Origin of the sequence: Hymenobacter sp. YC55 (assembly GCF_029433095.1) — a bacterium.
In the GTDB taxonomy this organism is placed as follows: domain Bacteria; phylum Bacteroidota; class Bacteroidia; order Cytophagales; family Hymenobacteraceae; genus Hymenobacter.
Genome location: NZ_JARNTX010000006.1, coordinates 247,386 through 271,383 on the forward strand (window position 1 = coordinate 247,386; position 23,998 = coordinate 271,383).

Here is a 23,998-nt window from a genome sequence, read left to right on the forward strand (position 1 = left end):
ATGTACAAGTGTTAATGTTTTAAAATAAAAAAATCAGCTGCCTATTTCTAGCAACTGATCAGGCGAAAACTACTTCGTTTTCAGTAACTGTAAGAAGACTTCCAGCTCTTCGAGCTTCTCGGCATTCACCGACAGATACACGCAACGACCTTCTTTGTGCGACTCCACTAACCCTGCCTCCACCAATGCTTTGACGTGGTGCGACATCGAGGGCTGACTGACCGGCGCTACGTCAAACAACTCTGAACAGCCAACTTGCGGAGCCTGCGCCTGGGCAATCTCCTGCAAGATGCGTAGGCGGTTAGGGTCACTGAGGGCTTTAGCGATTTTGACGAGCGACTTGGTATCCATTGCTTGTAAAAGTACTCAACACATGCACATGTGTTGATGGGTGTTTAACTGCATTGCTCATTGATTGGTTCTACTTATCTCTTTCAAAGAGTCTTTTCCATTTCATAGAGTAGCCTTATTGTACAAGTAGCCAAGCTGTTCTGACGGCTTCTAAATTTTAAATAGATTTTTGGAAATAGACTAAAAGGTCTATTTATTTGCAGCAGCTAACAAGCAGAATCATGAGCAAAGCCGAGCGCACCAAGCAACGTATTATCGAGCAGGCCGCGCCTCTTTTCAACCAGAAGGGAATTGCCGGCACCACCATCGACGATGTGTTGCAAGCGGCGGACGTAGCCAAAGGCTGCCTCTACAGTCACTTTGAAAGCAAAGAAGACTTATCGCGGCAAACTGCTGACTTCCTGCTCGATAAGATTACCTGCCGCATCCAGTTGGCCATGAGCCAAGCAACCACGGCCAAAGGCCGCATCTTTGCCTACCTGGACTTCTGCAAAAATCCGCTGGATACGGCCATCACCGGCGGTTGTCCGATCTTCAACCTTGCTGTGGAGGCAGATGACAATAACCCGGCAGTGAAGCAGAAAGTCGGGGCCAAACTGTTGGCAGCACAGGCCATGTTCAGCAACATTTTGCAAGAAGGCATTACGAACGGCGAGTTTGCCTCTACGCTGAACGCAGCAGATTTTGCGTTCAAAATGTTTTCGGCCATTGAAGGGGCTATAGTGATTTGCCGAATCCTCAATACCAGTCTACCTATTCAACAGCTAATCAAAAGCCTTAAAGCCGAGTTGGAAGCTCACGTACCTAGCTGAGCTTTTTTTTGGCATCGAAATAGACTAAAAAGTCTTTTTCTAGCTCCAAGTGGCTTCCTGACCTCAGCAAAGAGCACCTAGCCTTCGCTTAAAAATAGACCATAAAGTCTTTTTTTAAATTTTTCACCTCACTTTTTTCTCTTACTACCATGAACGTTTCCAACAAAACCATCTTAATCACCGGCGGTGGTTCCGGTATCGGTTTTGCCACTGCTCAGCTTCTAAGCCAGCACGGCAACCGCCTCATCCTCACGGGTCGCAATGAAGTGAGGTTGCGCGAAGCCGCTGCGCAACTGCCCAATGCCACCGCTATTGCTTGCGACCTGAACGATGCCGCGGCCGTAGCCCAACTAGTAAGCCGTGTGCAGCAAGAATTCAGTGACCTGAGCCTGCTAATCAACAATGCTGGCCAAGCCTACACCTACCAACTGTCGGCCGCAGCCGACGCCGCTAGTAAAGCCGGCGAGGAAATTGCCACCAATTACTTGGCCGTGTTGCGCCTGACCGAGCACCTCTTGCCGCTATTGAGTCAGCAGCCAGAAGCTGCCATCGTGAACGTGACGTCCATTGTTGCATTTGCGCCGAGCGCAGCTGTTCCAACTTACTCGGCTAGCAAAGCCGCCTTGCACTCCTACACGCAGGCACTGCGCCATACACTCGCTCAATCAACCAGCATCCGCGTGTTCGAGCTGATGCCGCCATTGGTTAACACCGATTTCTCGCAAGAAATCGGTGGGGCAAACGGGATACCTCCGCAGCAAGTAGCCGAGGAGCTGCTGGCAGGCCTGGAGCAAGATTCCTACGAAATTCGTGTTGGACAGACGGCACAGTTCTATGAGTTTCATCGAGCGTCGCCAGCTGAGGCATTCGCCTCCTTGAATCTAGGCTAGGTCCCCTGAAAGACTTTGCACAGGGCGCGGCGCTATCAACATGATGCAGCAGCTTGGCGGCTCGTTCGGCATTGGCATCGTCAATATCTCTCTGGCGGCCATGCCCTTGCTGCTACTCGTGCTACGCCGACCCAAAAACAGTGCGCCGGTAACCGTCAGCTTATCGGACCACTAAGTGCGATTTTCATTTCTACGTGCAAACATATGCCTGATTTCAAACGTGTAGTCGTGACGGGGGTGGGAGCCTTGACGCCCATTGGCAACGACGCGGCTAATTTTGGCCGCGCCCTCGTAGCTGGCGTGAGCGGGGCGGCTCCCATTACCCATTTCGATGCTACAAAATTCAAAACTCGCTTCGCCTGCGAGGTAAAAGGCTTCAATCCGCTCGATCATTTCGAGCGTGCCGAAATCCGCAAATACGACCCATTCACGCAGTATGCCTTGGTAGCGGCGGATGAGGCTATCCGCCATGCGGAGCTAGATTTCAATAAGTTGAACCGCAACCGTATTGGTGTCATCTGGGGTTCGGGGGCGGGCGGGTTGCTAACCTTGCAAGAGCAGATAAGTGAGTTTGCCCGGGGCGAGGGTACGCCGCGCTACAACCCGTTCTTCGGTGCCAAAATGATTGTGGACATTGCCGCGGGCGTAATTTCCATCAAACATGGGCTGCGGGGGCTGAACTACGCCACTGTATCGGCCTGCGCCACTTCCACCACGGCTTTGATTGATGCCTTCAATTACATCCGCTGGGGCAAGGCCGACGTGCTGATTTCCGGCGGCTCGGAAGCTCCAATCAACGAAACCGGCATCGGCAGCTACAATGCCCTCCGTGCCCTTTCCACCCGCAACGAAACGCCCGCCACAGCCTCCCGCCCCTTCGATGTCAGCCGCGACGGCTTCGTGGTAGGCGAAGGCGCCGGGGCCTTAGTACTGGAAGAGTACGAGCACGCCCGCCGGCGCGGCGCCCCTATCCTGGCCGAAGTCGTGGGTGGGGGCATGGCGGCCGATGCCTACCACCTGACGGGCACGCACCCCGAAGGCGAAGGTGCCTACCTCAGCATGCAAGCCGCCCTCGATGATGCTGGGCTGCACGCAACGCAAATCGACTACCTGAATGCCCATGCTACCTCCACGGAGCTAGGCGACGCCAGCGAGCTGCACGCCATCGAGCGGGTGTTTGGCCCCGCGCCTCACTTGCACATCAGCGCTACCAAATCCATGACCGGGCATTTGCTCGGTGCCGCCGGCGCCGTGGAGGCTATTGCCTGCGTGCTCGCCGTGCAGCAGGATATCATTCCGCCTACGATCAACACAACACAGGTAAATGCGGGCTTAGCCAGCCACTTGCACTTGACTCTTGGCGAGTGCGCCTACCGATCCGTGGAATATGCCATGAGTAATTCTTTCGGTTTCGGCGGCCACACGGCCACGCTGGTGCTTAAGAAGTATAGGGAGTAGTGCTCCTTGAATTGTGAGCAGCTGCGAACAAGAACGTCCTGCTTCGGCAAGCGCAGCAGGACGTTCTTGTTCCAATCAAAAGGTACTCTCCGTTACCTATTCGTTCGGCTAGTCCGGCCTGAGGGGATTCACCTCTGCGCCTTCCCGCACAGCTTTAGATGCTTTTAAAGGCGCCCCGTTGAGGGTGACTTTCTCGAATTTCACGTCTGGGTACTTGTTTGGGAAAGCCACTTTTTCGGCCGTGGCCACCACATTTTTGAAGTTAATATTCGTCACCTTGTCGGTTGGGTTGCCATCCAATACCGCAAACTGCTTGCATTGCACCTTGACGTTGGATACGGTGATGTTACGAATGGTGCCAAAGGGTTTTTCGGTGCTGCCCGCCATGTTGTAAAACTGCGTCCAGGGCGAAAGCGTGACGATGGTGCCGCAGCGCCCGGTCACGTTTTCGACGGTGATATTCTCGTAAACCTGGTAAGTATCGGGGCGCATTTTGAACAGTAGCAGCGGCCGGTCGTTTTCCACTTTGCAGTTGCGCATTGTAATGCGGTTGGCGTGGATACATTCGCTGCCGCAAGTCATGGCCGCGTGTACTTCGCCGAAGGTGCAGTTCTCCACTAGCACGTCTTCTATGGGGCCATTCTCAGGGAGCTTATGGGCGTTAGGGCCTTTGCCTCCCTTCATGACGATGCCATCGTCGTTGACGGAGATATAGCAGTTGCGAACAGTGACTTTCTTACACACGTCGATGTCTACGGCGTCGGTGCTAGGGGCCTTTACGGGCCGGAAAGGCGACCGGATATCGCAGCCGTCAATAAGCACGTTGTTGCACTGATACAGATGCGTGGTCCAGAAGCCGGCATTGTGCAGCTTCACTTTCTCGATGGTCACGTTGTTGCAGCCCCAGATAAAGAGCAGCCGCGGCCGGTGCACCTCTAGGTTGGTGGACGATTTGCCGATTTTCTGCATGGAGTCTCGGTGCGCCCAGAAGCCTTTCCAGAACCGCAGCCCATTCCCGTCAATGGTGCCGGGACCGGTCACCCGAAAATTATTGACTTGGTAGGCGTTGACGAGTGCCGCATAATAATCCAGCTTCTGGCCTTCCATCCGCGACGGAACCAGCGGGTAATCGGCAATATTATCGGAGCCTTTGAGCTTGGCGCCTTCCTGCAACCGCAGCTGGGTATTGGGCTTGAAAAACAACGCCCCGCTCAGAAACACCCCTTTGGGAATAACCACGGTGCCTCCCCCATTGGCAGTGGCCTGGTCGATGGTGCGTTGAATGGCTTCTGTATTCAGCTTGGTGCTATCGGTGCCCGCCCCGAATTGGGTGATGACATAGTCTTTGGGGGCGGCTGCTTTCGCTGAAGGAGGCTCTGCCCGGAAAGCCAAGGAGAAGGCAGTTAGCCCAAGAGGTAGCAGTGCAAGGAGAACTTTCATGAGGCGGGGAAAATGAGGAACGGCGTAAAGAAGCAGGTTCCCCGCGGGAGTACTGTTCTGTAGTCACCTGATACTGCGTTTAGGTAGCCGCAACCCAACTAGCTCGTATTTCTGACTGATAACCGACAAAAGCATCTAGAAAAGCGTGAGGCTGATAGGCACTCCCTTTCTGCTTCCCACTGGATAAGCATTTACCGAAACTTGGCAACAAAAACGCCCTCCTTTCTGAAGGAGGGCGTTTTTGTTAGCGGACACCTAGTTACACAGGCTACTCACCTAAGAGGCAGAAAACTGTTGCTTAGTCTGGCAGTGGCATGGCTACTTTATTCCCAGTTTGGATGCTCCATTCTCCGATAAAAGCATTGTCGCGGTAAATACGAACCCGCAAATCAGAGGTCGTAGTGATGGGCTGTTGCAGACGATTGTCGATGCCGGTTAGCTCATCGGCATTGGTTTGCAACTGCTTATAAGAGAAGCCGCCCAGGGCCTCAAAGGTGTTTCCTTGGTAGAGCCGATAGGCTACTTGCATGAGGGCTGGCTTGCCTGTGTGCCGGAAATGGAACAGCACCCGACCGTTTGGCTCATATTGGTTTGGCTCGTAGATACCGTAGTTGGTTTCTCCAAACTCACTGGTTTTCACTGGCTTGTTGCTCAAGCGAGACAAATCGGTGGGAGTGTCAGGAGTAACGTCGTCTTTCGAGCAACTAGTAGTAGCGAGCAGAGCAGAGGTCGCAAGGAGAAGGAGAAAATGTTTCATGAACACGATGTTGGTCAGCTTATAATGCAGGCAACAAATATACCACTTTGCCTGATTGTATTCTTTTTTGAAAAATTTGGCATCTCCCCCTCCTTTGCAAAGGATAATCGGAGTAGATGATTAAGCGCGCGAGTTGCTACCAGATACTACAAACATGCAATTCAAGCAATACGCAGCGCTACTGACTGCTTACCCAAATAGGATTGGTTAGGGCGAGCATAGCACCTTGGGGGGTACGCACTTCTACCCGCAGGTAGCGAGGCAGCCCGGGCGGCAGCTGCCACTGCACGGTTGTGGAGCCGCTGGCCGCCACCGGGCTGGTTGCCAGCACACCGTTAGCGCCAAGCAACCGAACGGTGCCAACGGAAGCGCCTCGCAGCTTGAACGCTACTTTGATTCGCTGCCCGGCACCCATGGTTAGCGTGTCGCCGATGCTGGCCTGCGCCCTGCCGGCCTGCGCCGTAAACATTAGGTTGAGGTAACGGTCGGCTACCAGGTAGGCACGCCGGGCGCGCAGGCCCTGCATGATACCGGCGCGCGACAAGCTGCGGGCCTGCACCACAGTGCGGGGCCGGCCGAGCTGATTGGGAGAAGGCGCGGCCGTATGGGTATCACTAGCGCCTACGGCCAACAGGGAGCGGCCCTGGCGTAGCAGTTCGTCCCACCAGCGCAGGGCTTGCTCGTTGCGGGCGTCCCAGCTGCCGTTCCACACTTCTATGCCATCAAAATGCCGCACCCCGAACTGGAAGCGGTTGACGGTATCCGGGAAGAACGGGTGATTGATGATGGCAAGGCCACCGAGGGCGCGCACCTGCGCCGTATAGGTGGCAATCGCGCTGTCCTGGGGCGCGTAACGCCAGTCGATGAGCGTGGTCGGGGCGAGGCCGAGTGCGTTCCAGTGGCCAAAGGCAGTGGTGGTTACTTCCTCTCCGTTTACAACCAGCAGGTTGGGACGGGCGTAGCGGCCCCAGCTCAAGTTGGCACTGTTGGTGTTGTGCTCGGTTGAAACAAGGAAATCAAGCCCTTGCGCGCTGGCCTCGTCCACCAATTCGGCGGGCGTGCGCCGCCCATCGGAGTGCAGCGTGTGCATGTGCAAGTCGCCCTGGTACCAGCCTGGTTGATTGTTGACTGCCGCCACGGCGGGCGCAGCCACGAATGCCGAACCCGCGGGGCCAGACACCAGCGTCACGGTTAGTTTCCAGTCGAGGCCACTCGGGGCAATAGTGGAAGGATAAAGCAGTACGTGCCACGTACCGGGTTGTACGGAGCCCGGCACGTAGCCGGTGGAGGCCGACTGGGCATTAATGAAAAACGCGGTTTTCGCTCCGCCCGACCAGCCGCGGAAGCCCGCCGTGGTGCCTGGCCGGTAACCCGCCGGGTCGTAGACGCCCATGTTGAGCACATTGCCGCCCTGGCGGTTGTAGTCTTCCTGCACCCGGATTTCGGTGGTGCCCGCAGGTACTTCAATGGGCACGTAGAATAGCTTAAATAAGCTGTCGGCCGGCACGTGCCCCTGCCGGACTACTGTCGTTGGGGGTGCCTGGGCCGCAGCCGGGCCCGCCAGGCAGACTACGCTTACAAGTATGGCGAGGAGCAGCGCCCAGTTGTACTGCGTGCCCACGCGTTGTAACCGTTTTTGGTGTACCAGTTGTTCGTTATTTGACAACGGCCGAAGTTGACTGGCGTGCATTGACCGGGTTCGGTCGGAAGTAGGTGCCGTTGGCAAAGCTAATGGTATAAGCTGATTTGAAATGCGTGCTCGGCGCGTAGTAGTCGGTGCTGATGATCTGGGCTCCCGACTGCTGGGCCGCCACAAAGCTGCTCTTGTCGTTGGCGCGGGCTTCGCGGGTGTCGCTGTCGGCACGGGTACGGATGATGTAGCCTTTTTCCACCAAGCTCTTGATGGCAGCTTGGTCTTTTTTGGCGTTGTTCATGATGTGGATGGCGGCTTCGGGCGTGCCCGGTTCGGCATCGGCAAACAGCACCCGGCCTTTCAGCGACGGGTGGCCCTTGATGTAGGTGGCGCGCTTCTCGCCTAGCTCATCCAGCACAAACACAAACTTGCCTTTTGCAGCGCGCAAAGTGGGCCAGTTGCGGTGCAGCACGGCACTTTCCAGCGTGGGATACTGGCCCCGCACCTGGTCGGGCGTAATCACCTTATCGGCCCCCAGGTTGTCGAGAATTTCCTGGTCCAACGCCTCGAAAACGGCCGCCGTGAACGGCTCGGGCACCGTGAAGCCCGGCTGCTTCATGGCTTCACTTTTGGCGTTCATGGTGATAAACACCGGATGGTGCGTAGGGTGCGCCGCCGACCATTTTTTCAGCTCCTGCAAGGCCAGCTTGAACGTAGGAGCATTGCTTCGGTAGTCCAGGTCCTGGATGTGGAACACCTTGAAGCCGGGCAGCTTCATCAGGCCGGCCGCATCGAAGGGCGCCTGGCCGGGGGCCATGTCCAGGCCTTTGGGGTGCGCATATTTACCTCCCTGCGTATCGGCGTACACGTCGATTTCTAGGGCCAGCAGCCCTTTGTTGAGTTGCTCGGTTAGTGTGGCGTGCTCGTAGTCGATTTTGCTCATGCTTACCGAATCGTTTTTCTGCAACACGGCAAACAGCTTGGGGTCAATGGCTTGCTTGTAGCTGTTGTGCGAGCCAATCACCTGGATTTGGTTGAGCAGCGGCTCGGCCGCCCGCTGGGTAGCCGAGCCGAGCACGCCGGCCGCTAACACGCCAAAGAAGAGAATACCTTTCATGAGTTGATGCTACTGTAGTGTTAGCCAAAAGCGTAGCCCCTTCACGACCTACTCCCTGCTAAAGAACTGGAATAGGCCGCGAAGAGGCTACGCTTCTGCTTAGTAACCAGGATTTTGCTGAAGATTGGTGTTGAGTTGCAGCTCCACGGTAGGTATGGGGTAGAGGCGGCGGAATTCGCTTTTCTCCATCTTGAGCGCGTCGTTGGGCAGCGGATATTCCGTCTCGAACTGACCGAAGCGAATCAAGTCGTTGCGCCGCCAGGCTTCCCAGCTTAGCTCGCGGGCCCGCTCGTCGAGCATCCCGCTCAGGGCAATGCTGGTGGCAGGCCGGGCCCCGGCCCGGGTCCGGATTTTGTTGACGAGTACCAACGGCGTTTGCAGTTCGCCGTTGACGACGGTGGCCGAGGCCCCGCGCAAGATGGCTTCCGCCTTCATTAGGAGCACGTCGGCTAGGCGCAAAACGGGCACGTCGTTGCCGTTGAGGCGGGTAGATTGGATGATGGCCGGGTCGGGGTAGTACTTGATGGAACGCACTCCTTGCGACTGAGAAGCCAGGGTGTTGCCTAGGTCCATGGGTTTGGGCGGCACCAGCGTCAGCACCGGATTGATAACCACCTGGTTGGTGGTGCCAGGGTAATACACAGGGGTGTTGGTGAACCCACCGTTGCCATCGGGCACGTACTGCGGACCCGAAAGCCAGGTATTGTTGCGGGAGTCGCCGGGCAGGTTGAACCGCGCGAAGAACTCGGGCGTAGTGCTCATGGCAATGCTGAGTCCCACGTTGAAGCCGTAGGCCTGCGTGAGGTAGTAGAAGAAGCCGAAGCGGGTGAACTGGTTGCCCGGAATCTGCTGGTCGTAGGGAATAGCGAAGATGGTTTCCCGAATCTGGGGCCCATTGTTGGGCAGGAAAATATCCCGGTACCGGGCATCGAGGGCGTAGTTGGTATTGGCTTGCACGCTGTCGGCCATGCGCACCACGTCGGGGTAGCGGGCGGGGGCTCCGTACACTTCCGCGTTGAGGTAAAGCTTAGCCAGTAGGGCGTACACCATGCCCTTGGTCGGCCGCCCGTACTGCTGGGTGTTGGTGGCGGCCACGGCCGATTTGGCGGGCAGCTTGGGCGTGAGGCTCCGCAGCTCGCTTTCCACAAACTCGTAGATCTTGAGGCGGGGCTGCGTGGCGGGCAAGGGTGCCGTGGGGTAATCGGTTACCAGGGGCACGTTGCCGTACAAGTCCAGCAGGAAAAAGTAGTACAGTGCTCGCATGGCCCGAATTTCAGCGAAGCGTGCTTCCTTCTCGGCGTCAGTGAAGTTGAAGGAGGCCGTCACGTTGAGCAGCCGGTTGCAGGTGGTGATGCCCCCGTAGGCCCACTGCCAGATGGAAAGCACGTTGGGGTGGTCGGGCGTCCAGGTGTGGTAGTGCAGCTGCCGGTACTGGCCACCGTCGTCGAAGTTGCCGTCGCGGGCGGGCAGAATGGCCTCGTCGGTGGACAGCGTTTGCATGCGCCAGTACGGCACGGCGTAGTTCGACGACAAGTTGGAGTAGATGGCCCCCACTGACGCATTGTAGTCGTTGAGAGTTTTGGGGAAGTTGGAGGCCACAAACTGCGACTCAACCGGCACATCCAGTTTTTCGCAGCCAAACAAGGTAACGGCCAGCCCGCCCGCTAAAAGCAAGGCGCGGCCTGTTGCAAATATTTTCAACACGACGATGTAGTTGGTTGTCGACTGATGATTGTTAGACTAAGGGGTTGGCCAGCAACTGACAATCAGGCAATCGACAAATGATTAAAAGGTAGCCGACAGCCCCAGCGTGAACGTCCGGGTCTTGGGGTAGAAGTTGTTGTTGTCGATGCCCGGCGTGAGACCCCCGATGTTGATTTCGGGGTCGATGCCCCGGTACTTGGTGATGATAAACAGGTTGTTGGTCGCCACGTAGAGGCGCAGGGCCTGTACGTACTGCGTGTGGGGCCGAAGGGTGTAACCAAGCGTGGCGTTGTCGAGGCGCAAGTACGAGCCGCTTTCCAGGAAACGGTCGGAAATGAGGTAAGCGTTGATGTCGGTGAAGGCCTCGCCCTGCGTGAAGCGCGGAATGTTTTGCAGGCGCGCGTCGGCCGGGTTGTTGAGGCCGGCCAGGGTGGCGTTCAGGATCTTATTGCCGTATACCCCGCGCACCAAGAAGTTCAGGTCGAAGCCCTTGTAATTGAAGGTGTTTGCCCAGCCATAGATTAGCTTGGGCTGGGCGCTACCCGCCAGTTGCATGTCGGTGGTGAGCGGCTGGGTGGCCGTTAAGCTGCCGTCGGCCTTCTGGTAGGTGCTCACGCCCTGCTCGTTTTTGCCCAGGTAGTGCCACAGCCTGAACGTGCCCAGCGGCGAACCGGGCTGCACAATCTGGCTGTAGTTGCCGCTCTGCCCTTTCCCGCCTAGCTGCGCCGTTTGGATGTAAGGAATCGTGAAACGGTCGGTCGACAGGTTGTCGATGTTGTTTTTGTTGTGCGAGAAGTTCAGCGACGAGCGCCAGGTGAAGGCCGTGGTTTGCACCGGCACCACGCTCAGGGCCACCTCCACGCCGCGGTTGGTCATTTCGCCCACGTTGGCGGTGTAGGTGGTGTACTGAAACTCGGTGGACGACACCGGCAGCACGTCGTCAATTAAGTCGCTGGTTTTCTTGACGTAGTAGTCCACCGAGCCCGTAATGCGGTTCTGGAACAGGCCGAAGTCCAAGCCGACGTTGGTGGTGGCGGTACTTTCCCATTTCAAGTCGGGGTTCTCGTTGCGCACGGCATTCACCACGTTGGCAATAACCCCGTTGTTGAGGTATTTGCTGCTGCCGGGCGGCGTGCCATAAATCAGAATGGCCGAGAAGGCATCAAAGCCCTGGCTGTTGCCCGACACGCCATAGCCGGCGCGCAGCTTGAGGTCGGAGAACAGCTGCTGGTTGCGCATGAAGTTCTCGTTGATGAGGCGCCAGCCCAGGGCCGCCGTCGGGAAGTAGCCGTAGCGGTTGTTGACACCGAACACCGACGAGCCGTCGCGCCGCAACGACACCTGCGCCAAGTAGCGGTCGGCGTATTGGTACTGCACGCGGGCGTACTGCGAGGCGAGCCGCAATGTGGAAATCGGGTTGTTGTCGAAGGAAAGTTGGGCCAGCGACGAGGGGTTCGACAGGTATAAGTTGTTGGCGCCTAGCGCGTCGTTGGCAAAGTTCTGGGTCGTAATGCCGAAGCCGTCGTTGGTGCGGTCTTGCTGGTAGGAGTAGCCGCCCAGCAGTTGCAGGCTGTGTTGCCCAAACGCCCGGTCGTAGTTGGCGTAGGCTTCCAGCACGTCGTTGGTGTTCACGTACTCGGCACGGCGGGCCACCCCGCCCAGGTTCACGGCCAAGCCCGACTGGCTGTTGAGGTAGCTGCTTAGGTTGGTTTGGGCGCGCTGCGTGGAGCCGCTCAGCGTCAGCTTGAGGCCGGTAAGCACGTCCACCTGCACCAAACCATTCACCAGCGTTTTGTTGTCTTTGGTAACGTAGCGGTTGTTGTTGGCCAGCGAGAGGGGATTAAGCGGCCCACTGCCCGTGCGAGTGTAGTTTTCCTTGTACGTGCCGTCGGGATTGAAGGGGCTTACCGTGGGCAAGTAGAACAGCATGCCCTGTAGCGTGCTGTTCTGCGGAATATCGTTCTGGGTGGTGCTGCTGTTGATGATGTTGACGCCCAGCTTGAGCCGGTTATTGAAAAAGCGCTGGTTGATGAACCCCCGGTAGATCAGGCGCTTCAACGATGTATTGATCAACACGCCGTTGTTTTTCAGGTAGTTTACGCTCGCGCCGTAGTCGGTGGCAGTAGCCGAGCCCGTGAACGACAGGTTGTGGTTGGTGGAGTAGCTGGTGCGCTCAATCAAGTCCTGCCAGTTGGTGTTCGAACCGTCGTCGTCGGTGGGCGTGGCCAGCGGACGGGTGTTGTTGTTGGCCAGGTACTGGCGTAGCTCGTCGCCGCTGAGCATTTCGATTTTGTTGGACACCTTCGATACGGCGCCGTAGGCGCTGTACGTCAGGCGCGACTGGCCCGCTTTGGCCCGCTTGGTGGTGATAATGATGACGCCGTTGGCCGCCCGCGTACCGTAGATGGCCGTGGAAGACGCATCTTTCAACACGTCAATGGTGGCAATGTCGTCGGGGGCCAGCAGGTCGATGCTCGCGCCCGGCACCCCATCGATGACATAGAACGGCTCGGTTACGCCCCCGTTTACGGTGCGGATGGTGCTCGGGCCGCGCAGCACCACCGACGGCCGCTGATTGGGGTCACCACTCTTGCTGATGTTGAGGCCCGCCACTTTGCCTTGCAGCAGCTCGGCGGGCGTAGTCAGCACACCCTGGTTGAATTCCTCGGACTTAATAGAAGTTACGGCGCCCGTAATGTCCTGGCGGCTAGCCGTACCGTAGCCGATAACCACCACGTCTTTCAGCTTCTGGGCATCGGGCAGCATCGTTACGTTCAGGCTGGTCTGGGTGCCGACTACCACCTCTTTGCTTACCGAGCCTACAAATGAGAATACCAGAATATCAGCGGGGCCCGTAGTCTGGATGCTGTACGAGCCATCAGAGTTGGTGGCAGCGGCCGTGCTGCCGTTCTTAATCCGGATAGTAACGCCGGGCAGCGCCGCATTTTTCTCGTCGGTTACGGTGCCCTTTACGGTCTGTTGTGCCAGTGCCACCGCCGGGGCGAGTAGCAGCGGCAAAACCAGTTTGCAAGATCGAAGACGATTGAATTCCAGCCATAACAAGGGCGTGGAGTAGCATTTTTTCATGCGTGCACAGTAAAATTTTGATGCTTGCTTTGAAGCTGCAAAACAACGGCGCACTTGTTATGGCAACGTGACCCAAGTGTTACGGTTAGTATATATACAATATCTAATTGTAAAGAATTTAATAACAGCTGCTTCACACTTTGGGGCGCAACCACCCTATTCTTTACATAGAAAAGCCACAGAAACAACGCTTGCTTGGTAGCAGCAAGCGCCGTTTCTGTGGCTTAAGGTTTGGTAGGCTAAAGTTACTTGCGGCCCTTTTTAGGGGTAGGTCCGCTCAATACTTCCACTATGGGCTGCCCGGTGCAGGCGCTTGGCAGTTTGCTGTTGAGCAGCATAGCGGCAGTGGGCGCAATGTCGGTAATAACGTGCGGCGCGTAGCTAACGCCAGTGGGGATGCCCATGCCGTACCAGAGTAGCGGTACGTGGCTGTCGTAGGCGTAGCCGGTGCCGTGGCTGGCGCCCACCCCAATGTCGCCGGTCCAACCGGGCTGCAACTCGAAGCGCACATCACCGAAGAGGGGGAAGTACAAGCCGTTTTGCAGCTTCGTTTCGAGGTAGGTGGTGTAGCTGGCGTTTAGCAGCTGGGTGGTAGTATTGACCTGAACAATACCGGGCTGCTCCCGCAGAAAATCGGCTAGCAGTTGTTGCGCCCGGGCCGGCTCCACTTTTTGCTGCTTCATCAGGGGCCGGTTGAGGTAGTACATGCGGCCACGCTCGGCTTCTATCCACTGGCCGGGGCCGAGCTGGGTTACTAAGTACGCGTTAGCGGCTTGGTTGAGAGCCGCTTGCGAAAAGGAACCCACGGGGGCTTGATGGTCGGCCAGGTAACGGGTCACTTCGCTGGCGCCGTGGTCGGAGGTCAGAAACACCGTGTACTTGCCTTTGCCCACCGTTTTATCCAGAGCCTGCAGAAGCCGGGCAATTTCAAGGTCGAGGCGCAAGTACAAGTCGTTTTCTTCTTTGGAAAGCGGACCGAACGCATGGCCTACTGCATCGGGGCTCGAATAGCTGATAGCCAACAAATCGGGCACTTCGTCGCGGCCAAGGTCGGTGCTTTGCAAAGCGGCCAGTGCGAGGTCCGTCACCAAATTATCGCCGAAGGGCGAAGTGTACATGCTTTCGTAAGCGGGCGGGTTGAGTGGCGCTAAGGTTGCCAGCGGATACGGGAAGGTAGCGGCCGTTTTGCCTTTGAAAATACGCTCGTAGCGGTTGGAGTCGGGCAGGCTGTTGAGATAAGCGGCTGGCTCGCGCAGGGGCGTCCAGGTTTGCTGGCGGTAGGCGTCGGCCTTTTTCTGGGCGTTGAAGTCGCGCACCCAGGCCGGCAGCTGCGGCATGTAGTAGGTACTGGAAATAAAGTCGCCGGTATTTACGTCTAGCCAGAACGCGCCATCGGCCATGTGCCCAGCCGGAAGGGCCGAGCCCCGGTCTTTGAGCGACAGCGCTAATACCTTGCTACGCCCGCCATACGTCATCTTCAGCTCGTCGCCGAGGGTAGTGCTTACTTGATTGCGAGCCGACACCCCTAGCCCTTTGCTGGTGGTGCCTACCAATTGCACAGTGGTATCGTCGGTGCAATACACGTCGTGGCGCAGACGGCGGTCGTACCAGGAGTTGCCCACGATGCCGTGGTAGCGCGGCGTGGTGCCCGTGTACACCGACGCGTGGCCTGGACCAGTCACGGTAGGAATGTAGTTGTACTGCGTGTTGCGGCACTCGAAGCCTTCTCTGCGGAGCCGGTTAAAGCCATCCGGCCCAAACTGGTCGCCGTAGCGAGTGAGGTAGTCGGTGCGCATCTGGTCAACCATGATGCCCACCATGAGCTTGGGTACGGGGCGGTTTTGAGCCGGCAGCATCGTACTGCTTAGCAGTAGGCCAGCGGCCAGCAAGAATTTCAAGGTCATACTAAAAAAACGCACTCCACGTAAGGGAGTGCGTGCTAACAGGATGTAAATGGTTCAGACTGATTTTGGCGCATAGGTAACATACTCCAAGCCTACACTTCTTCGGTTTCAACGCTCTCGTCGGAAGCTTGTAGTCACCGCCTACGTCGGACGACGAGTCGAAGGCAGCTAGCTTCCGTGCTCGGCCTGCCGACAACGGCCAAGCACGGAAACTACTCTGCTTTATTAGCTCGGGCTACTACCTACTTTTTCTTGGCCTGGTATTGCAATTCAATAGCTACCGGGTAATGGTCTGATGGAAATTTGCCGCCGCCGTAGGTATCCGTCAGAATGCCGTAGCGGGTGGCAGTAAAGGCGGGAGTCAGGAAAATATGGTCGATGCGGGCGTCGGTTTTGGCTTTTATATTGAACCCGTTGAACGTGCCGTTGGGCGCATACACCACCTTGGCCGTTTCATAGGCGTCTTTGAGGTTGCTGGTCGTGCCGAGGATGGTATAGCTCTCGTTGGTTTGGTCGATGTTGAAGTCGCCGGTCAGAATGGTGGGCGTGGTGCCGGCCATCTGCTTGATCTTGGCCAAAATCAACTTGGCGCTTTCCTTGCGCGCTTCTACACCCACGTGGTCGAAGTGGGTGTTAAACAAATAGAACGTGAAGCCGGTCGCCTTTTCCTGAAACTGCCCCCACGAGCAGACCCGCGGCAGGGCGGCATCCCAGCCCTTGCTGGGCACAGTGCTGGTGGGCGAAAGCCAGAAGGTGCCTTGCTGAAGCAGCTTGAACTTGTCTTGCTTGTAGAAGATGGCTGAAAACTCACCGGATTGCTTACCATCGTCGCGGCCTACCCCGAGGTGGGCGTAGCCGGGGAGCTGACCGGCCAAATCCTGAAGCTGATTGTAAAGCACTTCCTGCGTGCCAAACACGTCGAAGTCCTGAAAGCGGATCAGTTTGGCCATGTGAGGCAAGCGGTTTTTCCAGGCGTTGGCCGTGTCTTGCTTGTTGTCGTAGCGGATGTTGTAGGTGGCCACCTTCAGGGTTTGGGCCGGCAGCTTAATTGAAACCAGCAGCAGGACAGCGAAAAAGAGCCGTTTGAGCATAAGAAGCGGAAAAAATATTGTTTCGGTGGAGAGTAGCGAGAGTGGGTAATAACAACGGTCATGCTGAGCGCAGTCGAAGCATCTCGCTAGTGTAGTAATCTCATTTAGCATTACAACGATTCGAGCGAGATGCTTCGACAAGCTCAGCATGACCGTTCTTATTACCCACTACTCACTACCAATTTATTTCCAGCCCGGATTCTGCCCTAGCTTGGGGTTGAGCAGGCGGTCGGATTCTGGAATTGGATACAAGTAGTACTTTTCTTCCCACTTGCGGGTAATGTTGTTGAGCCAGGTGATTTCGCCGTTGCTGCCGTTGCTGAGCCGCTGGGGGTTGGTGCCGCTCCCGGTAGTGGGTGCCACGTTCACGTAGGTTACGCCTGGGGTGCGCGTGGCTGGTAGCGTGGTGTAGAAGGCAACATCAAGAATACCGTCTTCATTTAAGTCCAGAGGTTGGTTGAGGGCGGGCACGTAGAAGCCGTTCCAAGGCATGTCCATCAGCTCGCCGCGGTGCCAGCGCACAATGTCGTAGAAGCGGAAGCCTTCCAGGGCCAGCTCTACGCCCCGCTCCCGGCGCACTTCCAGCAAGGTGGGGTCGGTAATGCCGGGAAAATACTTGGTTTGCAGGTACGGATCCACCACGGTGGGCTTGGCCGTCAGGCCGCCCGTGATGCCGGCGCGCTGCCGCAACGCCCCGATGGTACGGGCCCAATCCGCGTCCGTGAGGGTGCCAAGTTCGGCTTTGGCTTCGGCGTAGTTAAGCAGCACCTCAGCATAGCGGATGGTGGAAATGGAATTGGTGTTGCGCGTGCCGCCGTCGGGGTACGTGTCGTCCACGGTCCACTTGATGGGCTGGTAGCCGGTGTAGGTGTAGGAAAACACCGGCGGCGCGGGCTCCGGTGTGCCGCCGTTGAGGCGCTTGTAGGTGCCCATCCGGATAGTTTGCTGCAGGCGCTTGTCGCGGTTTTTCACTTCCTGGGCAAACGGCATCGTTTCATAGCCTGGCTTGCTGGTAAAGGGCGTGCCATCTTGGTTGAGGTAGGTATTGACAAAGGTGCGGATCAAGCTGCCGCGCACGCCGTAGGTGGCACTGGTCCAGTACCAGTTGGCATCATTGTACACGCTCAGGGCCGGATCGGCCACGGCCGCCAGAATGATTTCGCTGGCCATTGGTGCCTGGCTGACGAACAGTTGCCGGTACGACAAGTCAGTTCCGCCTGCCGTGTTGAGGCTGAAGCCCCCGCTGGTCATGACGCTGTTGGCCGCCGAAGCCGCTTCGGTTAGCCAGAAGTTGGCGCTGCTACCCAGGTTATAACTGGTATGATACTTACGAAATGTGCCTTCAAACAAGCACACTCGCGACTTGAAAGCGAAGGCCACTTGCTTGGTAATCAAACTGCGGCTGTTGTCGGGCGTGGTATTGATATTGGCGCAGGCAAAATTCAAGTCGGCCAGCACCGAGTCCATCACCAGGGTGCGCGGGTCGCGGCCGTTGTAGAGGGCCGGATCGGCCATGTCGAGCGGCTTGCTGATCCAGGGCACATCCCCGAAGCGCCGCACCTTGTCAAAGTAAAACCAGGCCCGGAAAAACCGCGCTATCCCCACGTAATTGTTGCGGACGGCCAGCGGCACGGCGGGGTTTTTGGCGTTGGCAATAAAGAAGTTGATGTTGCGCAGGGCCCGCCAATCCCAGCCGCTGCTTTGCCGGGCGTTGTACACGCCGGTTACTAGCAGATCGGGCACCTGCGTGCGGGCCAGGTAATCCGACATGGCGTCGCCCCGGTGAATGTCGTTGGCCGTGGGCAACACGTCGTAGAACGACGTAGCGTACAGTTCCATGCCCCGTTCACTCCCAAACACGGCGTCGCCCGTGACCGTGGCTTGCGGTTCCTGGTCTAGCTTTTCGCAGCCCATCAGCGCGATGCTCAGGCATAAGAGCCAACCAAAATAGTGCTTCATGACGTTGCTGTTTTTCATCCCTTAAAAAGTCACGGACAACCCGAGCGTCAGGCTTTTCAGAATCGGGTAGTTGTTGCCGTTGCCGCTGTTGTTGTTGTTGGGGTCGGTACTGGTGGCGCTTGGCGGGCTCAGCACCACATCCGAGCGGCCAATATTTTCCACGTCCAAGTCCTTGGTGACTTTGTAGAGCGGCGACCAAGACCAGAGGTTTTCGCCGGACAAGTACACCCGGGCCGCGGTCATCTTCACGCGGCTGATCAAGGATACAGGCATGTTGTAGCCAAGCTGAATGTTTTTCAACCGGATATACGCCGCATTTTGCAGATACTTCGTTTGCGTTTGGGTCAGCGTACCGCCCCCGTTTTGGGCGATGTAGCCGCGGTAGCGCGGGAAGTAGGCATTGGGGTTGTCTTCAGACCAGATGTTGCCGAGCTGCGACTTCGGGATTTTGTTGTAGGGCCGGTTGTACTGGCCCCAGAACACGCCCGCTTCCGCCCCCGGATACCAGTCCTGATGCCCCACGCCCTGGAAGAAGGTCGAGAAAAAGAAGTTGTTCCAATTCAGGTCGAGCATGGCGCCGTAGGTGTAGCGCGGCAGCGCGTTGCCTATCACTTGCCGGTCGCCGGGGCTGTCCACGGTGTTGTCGCCGTTGTTGATGACCCCGTCACCGTTCACGTCTTCAAACTTGATGTCGCCGGGCAGCAAACCCGAGGTGCCGCCCAAGAAGAGGGCCTGCGATGCCGAGTTGGCTACGTCGTCGGGCGACGTGAAATACCCCGCCGTGGTGTAGCCCCAGATGGCGCCGAGCTGCTGGCCTTCGTAGTAGTCGGTGAGCCGCTTGTTGGGGTTGTTGTACTTGGTGATTTTAGCTTGGTAGTCGGCTAGCGTGAGGCGGAGGCCGTAGCTGAGCGGCTTGGCGCCCGCGCTGAACTCGTCGCGCCAGCTCACGGCCAGTTCCCAGCCTTTGGTTTCAAGGTCGGCGTAGTTGCCTTTGGGCACATCAGTACCGAAAACGGCCGGCAACGTCATACCCACCGTAAACATATCGGTGGTGTTGCGGATGTAGCCGTCGGCGTTCAGCGTTAGGCGGTTATTGAGCGCGCTCAAATCCAGGCCAATGTCCTGCGTAGTCGAAGTTTCCCAAGTGAGACCCGCCGGAATAACGCCCGGTTGGCTGGTATACTGCGGCCGCACCCCGTTCAGCACCCGCCCCGACTGCAGGATGGCGAACTGCTCCTGATACGCATAAGAAGCAATGTTGCCATTGCCCAAGGCCCCGTACGAACCCCGAATTTTAAGCTCGGAAATCAAGTCCGGCGACACCTTCCAGAACCCTTCGTTGGACACGCGCCAGCCCGCCGAAAACGACGGAAAATAAGCATAGCGCTGGTTTTGCGGAAACTTCGAGGAGCCGTCGTAGCGGCCACTGGCTTCGAGCAAGTACCGCTCTTTAAACGAGTAGTTGAGCCGGTAGAAACCCCCGAGGATATTCCACTGCTCCCAGCCGCCCTGGGTGGTAATGGCCTGGCCCAGGGCCAAGTTGAGGTCGGAGGCGTCCGGGTAAATCAAGCCGTTGCGCTGCGTTTGCAGGGCCTGGTAAGTGGATTGCTCGTAGTTGTAGCCCACCATGGCCTTGAAGTAGTGCGCCTCGTTGAAGGTGGTCTCGTACTCACCGAAGAGGTTGGCCGCCAGGTAGCGGGTTTGGCGGTAGTTGCGCAGCAAATCATTGGTGTTGGTGCCTACGTACTCAATCACGCCGGGCTTGCGGCTATAGGGCACCGGCACCCGGGTTCGGGTAAGGTCGTTGTCGGTGTTGCGGAACGTGAAGTTGCCGTTGAGGCGGAGCTTATCCTGGAAGAAGTGCGCTAGAAAACCAGTGGTGTTGCGCGTGACCCGCTCATCGAAGTCGATACCGTTTTTGCCGTACCAGAAGTCGCCCACCGTATAGGCCGCCGAGTAGCTGAGCGTGCCATCGGGGTTGAACATGGGCGCCATGGTGTGACCCTCATCGGCAATGTTGCGCCAGATGCTGCCGCCCTCACCCACGTTGAGCGGGTTGTGGTAGCGCATGCTGGAGTAGTCGGTGTTGTTGTCGATGCGCAACCAGGGGAACAGGTCGATAGAACCCTTCGCCCGGAAGTTGTACATGCGGTAATCGTCGGAATTGTAGCGAAACAGCCCGTCTTGGTTGAAGTAGCGGCCAGTGGCGTAGAAGCTGGCCTTGCCGCTGCTGCCCGACACCGATACGTTGTGCTCGGTGGAGCTAGTGCGCTTTTTATACAGTTCCTTGTACCAATCGGTGTTTTCGTAGTACACATACTCGCCGTTGTCACCTACCTCCACTTTAGGCAAGGTTGGGTCTTCGGCGCGCCGCTTGAACTCAGCCAGGTACTGCGGCGAAAACCGCACGGTTTTGTTGACGTTCTGCGGAGTTTGCGAGTAGTTGCTGCCCGCCGACCAAGCCTCGTTGAACATGGTGGCGAACTGGTAGCCGTCGGTGACAAAATCGGGTACCGTAGTAGGGCTCTTAATGGCCTGATTGAACGAGTAGGCCACGCTAATTTTATCTTTGGCCGGAGCCTTGGTGGTAATGAGCACCACCCCAAAAGCCCCGCGTGCCCCGTAAATAGCCGCTGCCGACGCATCTTTGAGCACCGACACGGTGGCCACGTCATTGGGGTTGATCCGACTCGGGTCGCCCTCCACCCCATCAATTAGCACCAAGGCGTTGCCGCCTTGCCCAATCGAGGTGGTCCCCCGGATGTTGTAGGCCGGCGACTGCGTAGGCTTACCATCGCCGGGCACCAAGTTCAGGTTGGGCAGCACGCCTTGCAGCCCCTGCGTTAGATTTGGCACCGAGCGGTTTTCCAGCACTTCCGCGCCCACTTGGTCCACGGCCCCGGTCAGGTTCACTTTCTTTTGGGTGCCGTAGCCCACTACCACCACCTCATCGAGGGCCTTACTGTCCTGGCTGAGCGTGACGTTGATGGTCGAGCGCTGGTTGATCGGTACTTCCTGCGACTGAAACCCTAGGAACGACACTACCAGTGTACTCGCCTCGGCTGGGGCCGACAAGCTGTAATTGCCGGCATTGTCGGTTGCGGTTCCAGCGGAGGTACCTTTCACCAGCACAGTAACACCCGGCAACCCTTCCCCGGCTTTATCGGTCACCCGCCCCGTAATGTTTTGGGCTTGCTGCGAAAATGCCGGGATACTAGCGCACACTGCCACTGGCAACAGAAAACTGCGTTGCCAGTTAAAAAGAAACGTAGATGTTTTCATGCACTCGTTGGTATTATTTGATGACAAAGCATACCCCTAACGCCAACACGCGGGGCGCCTGCTTCACAGAAAGAAATACCTTGTTCAACCGGCTGCCTTAGCACCGTTGCAACTACTTATATGTAGCGTAAGTAGCCTGTAGACCCTTTCGAATCCTATTCTATTACTTGATCGTGCAAATATAGAGGGCAGCCACAAGCAGTATTTTATTGTGGCCAGACTTGACAAATTGGTAACACAAAGTCATCAATAACTTTTTGTACAAATAATAGTAGCGTAACCTTACAGCTTGTAAAGGCTAGCAATTGCTTGCTTTCAATTAAGCCTCAAACGAAGGGTTAGGCTTGCGTCCGGGTCCATGAATAGTCGGTGAACAACGTGAACCGCACAGCTATGGAACCCGGCAAATCGTTGGCTTCCTTTTCAGGCAACAAGCGTGCAGGTAAAATAAAGTGTTTTTTAGAGCAGGCAGTATGTATTTACTCGCGCAGTTCATACAGATGTCAGTTTTATACGCTCCTGTATTGTCGAGATAAACGCCAAATTACTACTATTACTATTTCATTATAGATTAGTACATTTATCTTGCTCTTAACTGAAATTCCTACCCGTACTACTTACTCGAGTGAGTCCTTCACCTATCCGGTTATATGCTTCTTGGACTGATGCTGCCTTATTGGAAGCATTGGCGCTGGATAATCGGGGAGCCTTCGCCGAAGTGTATGAGCGGTACTGGTATCGGGTGTTTGCGTTAGCCTACCGCAAGCTGAAGTCGCGGGAAACGGCGGAAGAGCTAGTGCAGGACTTATTTGCAACGCTTTGGCATAAGCGCGCTCAGCAGACTATTACGCAGCTGGATCATTACTTACTGGTTGCTATCAATCACCGCGTGCTGGGCTACATTCGCGCCAACCGGGTACGAACCCACTACGCCGACTACTGCCGCAACCTACTGGTCGAGACGACACACGAAACCGAAGAAGCGCTGGCCGCCACCGATTTGTCGGCGGCCTTTCAGCGGGGTGTTGCGCTACTACCCGAAAAGTCGCGGGAAGTATTCCAATTAAGCCGATTAGAGCACAAGTCGGTAGAGGAAATAGCCACCCGCCTGGACGTAACCCCCAAAGCAGTTGAGTACCACCTCACAAAATCGTTGAAACTGTTGCGTACCTACCTGCGCGAATTCCTGGTTACGGTGTTACCCTTTCTGCTTTTTATCCACTGAACAACAGCAGAGCTAGCAAAAACAAGCTGCTCGAAGTAGTTGCCAGAAAAAAAGTTTCTGTACCCTTTAGGGGTAAGGCCGAGGTAGGCGTCTTTCTTTTTGGACGCTCACCTCAGGCAATTGCAATGACTGAAGCCGAATTCGAAGACATGCTCCAACGCTACCTCGACGGCACCAGTCGGCCAGGAGAGCGAGAGTTGGTTGAGTTATGGAGCAACCAGCTTGGAGCACCCGAAAACGTACGCCTTCCTCGTTCCGAACACGAACAGGTACGCGTAGCTATGTGGCGTCAAATCGAGCATCTTACCAATGATGCCAACGAAAATGTAGCGCCTACCGGTCGCGTGCTACAACACCCAGCCTCCTTTTGGCATGCGCCAGTCGTACGCTGGGTAGCAGCAGTTTTACTCTTGATTGGAGCAGCGTTAGTGGCAGTTCTGCCCCACAAATGGCAATCGGAAACCGCTACATCAGCAAGTACGGCCGCAAGCAGCTGGGTGCAGCACCGCAATGCTGGCAAACAAGTCCAGTTACTTACCCTGGCAGATAATAGCCGGATAACATTATATCCGGGTAGTAGCCTGCAATACAAGTCCGGCCTAGCTGGGCCGCGCCGTGAGGTCAAACTAAAAGGAGAAGCCTTCTTCCAGGTGGCAAAAAATCCGGCCCGGCCTTTTCTCGTTTACACCGACCAACTCGTGACGACGGTGCTCGGTACGAGCTTCCGGGTGAAGGCCTACGCTGGCCGCAAAAACGAAGTAGCCGTGCATGAAGGAAGGGTGTCGGTCCAAATACGTCAGGGTGCCGAACTGAGCGCCACTCCCGTGCGGCCCGCTACCCGGGGCGTTGTATTGCTGCCGAATCAGCAAGTGGAGTATTCTGCTTTAGCGCCGCGCCCACTGCGTAAAAAGTTGGTCGCAAACCCGCTAGTCCTGGCTCCCCTGACCCTTACGTTTGAAAAGCAGCCCGTAAGTAAGGTGTTGGAGGCACTGGAAAAATCGTACGGGGTCGACATTGCTTACAACCAAAGCAAACTCATTAACTGTACCATCACAGTTACTTTCTACCAAGAATCGCTCTACGAGAAGCTGGATATGCTTTGCACCGCGCTCGGCGCCAGCTACTCTCCTACCGACAACGCTCGAATTCAGTTCGATAGCAATGGCTGCTCGCAATAGACCTTCGTCATAGCCGGCAGCAGCGCCTTGCTGCCCCTTCCCTTTTGATCCTTAGTTGCAGTTTAACTAGTTGGTTTTCTGCTAAATAGCACGCTTTCAACAGGCGTAAT

The 23,998-nt window shown here is 56.6% G+C and carries 17 protein-coding genes; 6 read left to right on the top strand and 11 right to left on the bottom strand.

The window, feature by feature from the left end:
• Positions 1 to 69: 69 nt before the first annotated feature.
• A complete protein-coding gene (locus tag P1X16_RS26810) occupies positions 70 to 351 on the bottom strand; it encodes a metalloregulator ArsR/SmtB family transcription factor (RefSeq protein WP_277235556.1) in 282 nt (93 codons plus the stop codon).
• A gap of 221 nt (positions 352 to 572) precedes the next feature.
• Between P1X16_RS26810 and P1X16_RS26815 the strand changes: the two genes are divergently transcribed.
• From P1X16_RS26815 to fabF, 4 genes are all read left to right on the top strand, one after another.
• Positions 573 to 1,163, top strand: a complete 591-nt coding sequence (locus P1X16_RS26815; protein ID WP_277235558.1) for a TetR/AcrR family transcriptional regulator — start codon at positions 573 to 575, stop codon at positions 1,161 to 1,163.
• Positions 1,164 to 1,312: 149 nt separating this feature from the next.
• A complete protein-coding gene (locus P1X16_RS26820; protein WP_277235560.1) occupies positions 1,313 to 2,053 on the top strand; it encodes an SDR family NAD(P)-dependent oxidoreductase in 741 nt (246 codons plus the stop codon).
• Positions 2,054 to 2,093: 40 nt separating this feature from the next.
• Entirely contained in the window at positions 2,094 to 2,228 is a 135-nt protein-coding gene (locus P1X16_RS26825; RefSeq protein WP_277235562.1) for a hypothetical protein, read from the top strand.
• Positions 2,229 to 2,257: 29 nt separating this feature from the next.
• Positions 2,258 to 3,511, top strand: a complete 1,254-nt coding sequence (gene fabF / locus P1X16_RS26830; RefSeq protein ID WP_277235563.1) for a beta-ketoacyl-ACP synthase II — start codon at positions 2,258 to 2,260, stop codon at positions 3,509 to 3,511.
• Positions 3,512 to 3,619: 108 nt separating this feature from the next.
• Here fabF and P1X16_RS26835 read toward each other — a convergent pair whose 3' ends face one another.
• The 10 genes from P1X16_RS26835 to P1X16_RS26880 all read right to left on the bottom strand — a co-directional run bounded on the left by P1X16_RS26835 (position 3,620) and on the right by P1X16_RS26880 (position 21,485).
• A complete protein-coding gene (locus tag P1X16_RS26835) occupies positions 3,620 to 4,951 on the bottom strand; it encodes a glycosyl hydrolase family 28 protein (RefSeq protein ID WP_277235565.1) in 1,332 nt (443 codons plus the stop codon).
• A 298-nt stretch (positions 4,952 to 5,249) separates the two neighbouring features.
• Positions 5,250 to 5,708: a hypothetical protein gene (locus tag P1X16_RS26840; RefSeq protein WP_277235567.1), complete on the bottom strand. Its 459-nt coding sequence runs from the start codon at positions 5,706 to 5,708 to the stop codon at positions 5,250 to 5,252.
• A 178-nt stretch (positions 5,709 to 5,886) separates the two neighbouring features.
• Positions 5,887 to 7,374, bottom strand: coding sequence for a CehA/McbA family metallohydrolase (locus tag P1X16_RS26845; RefSeq protein WP_277235568.1), 1,488 nt, complete (start codon positions 7,372 to 7,374; stop codon positions 5,887 to 5,889).
• The gene (locus tag P1X16_RS26850) at positions 7,364 to 8,458 is read right to left on the bottom strand and encodes a phosphatidylinositol-specific phospholipase C1-like protein (RefSeq protein ID WP_277235570.1); all 1,095 of its coding nucleotides are present in this window, start codon (positions 8,456 to 8,458) and stop codon (positions 7,364 to 7,366) included. Before P1X16_RS26850 ends, P1X16_RS26845 begins: the two co-directional genes overlap by 11 nt.
• A gap of 99 nt (positions 8,459 to 8,557) precedes the next feature.
• Positions 8,558 to 10,162, bottom strand: a complete 1,605-nt coding sequence (locus P1X16_RS26855) for a RagB/SusD family nutrient uptake outer membrane protein (protein ID WP_277235572.1) — start codon at positions 10,160 to 10,162, stop codon at positions 8,558 to 8,560.
• 81 nt (positions 10,163 to 10,243) lie between these two features.
• Positions 10,244 to 13,249 carry a SusC/RagA family TonB-linked outer membrane protein gene (locus tag P1X16_RS26860; RefSeq protein ID WP_277235574.1) on the bottom strand — a complete coding sequence of 1,002 codons (3,006 nt, stop codon included), beginning with the start codon at positions 13,247 to 13,249 and terminating at the stop codon, positions 10,244 to 10,246.
• A gap of 245 nt (positions 13,250 to 13,494) precedes the next feature.
• Positions 13,495 to 15,153: an alkaline phosphatase family protein gene (locus P1X16_RS26865; RefSeq protein WP_277235576.1), complete on the bottom strand. Its 1,659-nt coding sequence runs from the start codon at positions 15,151 to 15,153 to the stop codon at positions 13,495 to 13,497.
• A gap of 242 nt (positions 15,154 to 15,395) precedes the next feature.
• Positions 15,396 to 16,244, bottom strand: a complete 849-nt coding sequence (locus P1X16_RS26870) for an endonuclease/exonuclease/phosphatase family protein (RefSeq protein WP_277235578.1) — start codon at positions 16,242 to 16,244, stop codon at positions 15,396 to 15,398.
• Between the two features lie 183 nt (positions 16,245 to 16,427).
• Entirely contained in the window at positions 16,428 to 18,203 is a 1,776-nt protein-coding gene (locus P1X16_RS26875) for a RagB/SusD family nutrient uptake outer membrane protein (protein WP_277235580.1), read from the bottom strand.
• A 21-nt stretch (positions 18,204 to 18,224) separates the two neighbouring features.
• Positions 18,225 to 21,485 carry a TonB-dependent receptor gene (locus P1X16_RS26880; RefSeq protein WP_277235582.1) on the bottom strand — a complete coding sequence of 1,087 codons (3,261 nt, stop codon included), beginning with the start codon at positions 21,483 to 21,485 and terminating at the stop codon, positions 18,225 to 18,227.
• 625 nt (positions 21,486 to 22,110) lie between these two features.
• On the opposite strand from P1X16_RS26880, the gene P1X16_RS26885 reads away from it, so the two are divergent.
• A complete protein-coding gene (locus P1X16_RS26885; RefSeq protein WP_277235583.1) occupies positions 22,111 to 22,710 on the top strand; it encodes an RNA polymerase sigma-70 factor in 600 nt (199 codons plus the stop codon).
• Positions 22,711 to 22,835: 125 nt separating this feature from the next.
• On the top strand, positions 22,836 to 23,888 hold the full coding sequence (locus tag P1X16_RS26890) for a FecR family protein (protein ID WP_277235586.1): 1,053 nt from the start codon (positions 22,836 to 22,838) through the stop codon (positions 23,886 to 23,888).
• Positions 23,889 to 23,998: the final 110 nt, after the last annotated feature.

Coding starts and splice junctions, on each gene's coding strand:
- P1X16_RS26810 (WP_277235556.1), bottom strand. CDS start 351: ATGGATACCAAGTCGCTCGTCAAAATCGCTAAAGCCCTCAGTGACCCT.
- P1X16_RS26815 (WP_277235558.1), top strand. CDS start 573: ATGAGCAAAGCCGAGCGCACCAAGCAACGTATTATCGAGCAGGCCGCG.
- P1X16_RS26820 (WP_277235560.1), top strand. CDS start 1,313: ATGAACGTTTCCAACAAAACCATCTTAATCACCGGCGGTGGTTCCGGT.
- P1X16_RS26825 (WP_277235562.1), top strand. CDS start 2,094: ATGATGCAGCAGCTTGGCGGCTCGTTCGGCATTGGCATCGTCAATATC.
- fabF (WP_277235563.1), top strand. CDS start 2,258: ATGCCTGATTTCAAACGTGTAGTCGTGACGGGGGTGGGAGCCTTGACG.
- P1X16_RS26835 (WP_277235565.1), bottom strand. CDS start 4,951: ATGAAAGTTCTCCTTGCACTGCTACCTCTTGGGCTAACTGCCTTCTCC.
- P1X16_RS26840 (WP_277235567.1), bottom strand. CDS start 5,708: ATGAAACATTTTCTCCTTCTCCTTGCGACCTCTGCTCTGCTCGCTACT.
- P1X16_RS26850 (WP_277235570.1), bottom strand. CDS start 8,458: ATGAAAGGTATTCTCTTCTTTGGCGTGTTAGCGGCCGGCGTGCTCGGC.
- P1X16_RS26860 (WP_277235574.1), bottom strand. CDS start 13,249: ATGAAAAAATGCTACTCCACGCCCTTGTTATGGCTGGAATTCAATCGT.
- P1X16_RS26865 (WP_277235576.1), bottom strand. CDS start 15,153: ATGACCTTGAAATTCTTGCTGGCCGCTGGCCTACTGCTAAGCAGTACG.
- P1X16_RS26870 (WP_277235578.1), bottom strand. CDS start 16,244: ATGCTCAAACGGCTCTTTTTCGCTGTCCTGCTGCTGGTTTCAATTAAG.
- P1X16_RS26875 (WP_277235580.1), bottom strand. CDS start 18,203: ATGAAGCACTATTTTGGTTGGCTCTTATGCCTGAGCATCGCGCTGATG.
- P1X16_RS26880 (WP_277235582.1), bottom strand. CDS start 21,485: ATGAAAACATCTACGTTTCTTTTTAACTGGCAACGCAGTTTTCTGTTG.
- P1X16_RS26890 (WP_277235586.1), top strand. CDS start 22,836: ATGACTGAAGCCGAATTCGAAGACATGCTCCAACGCTACCTCGACGGC.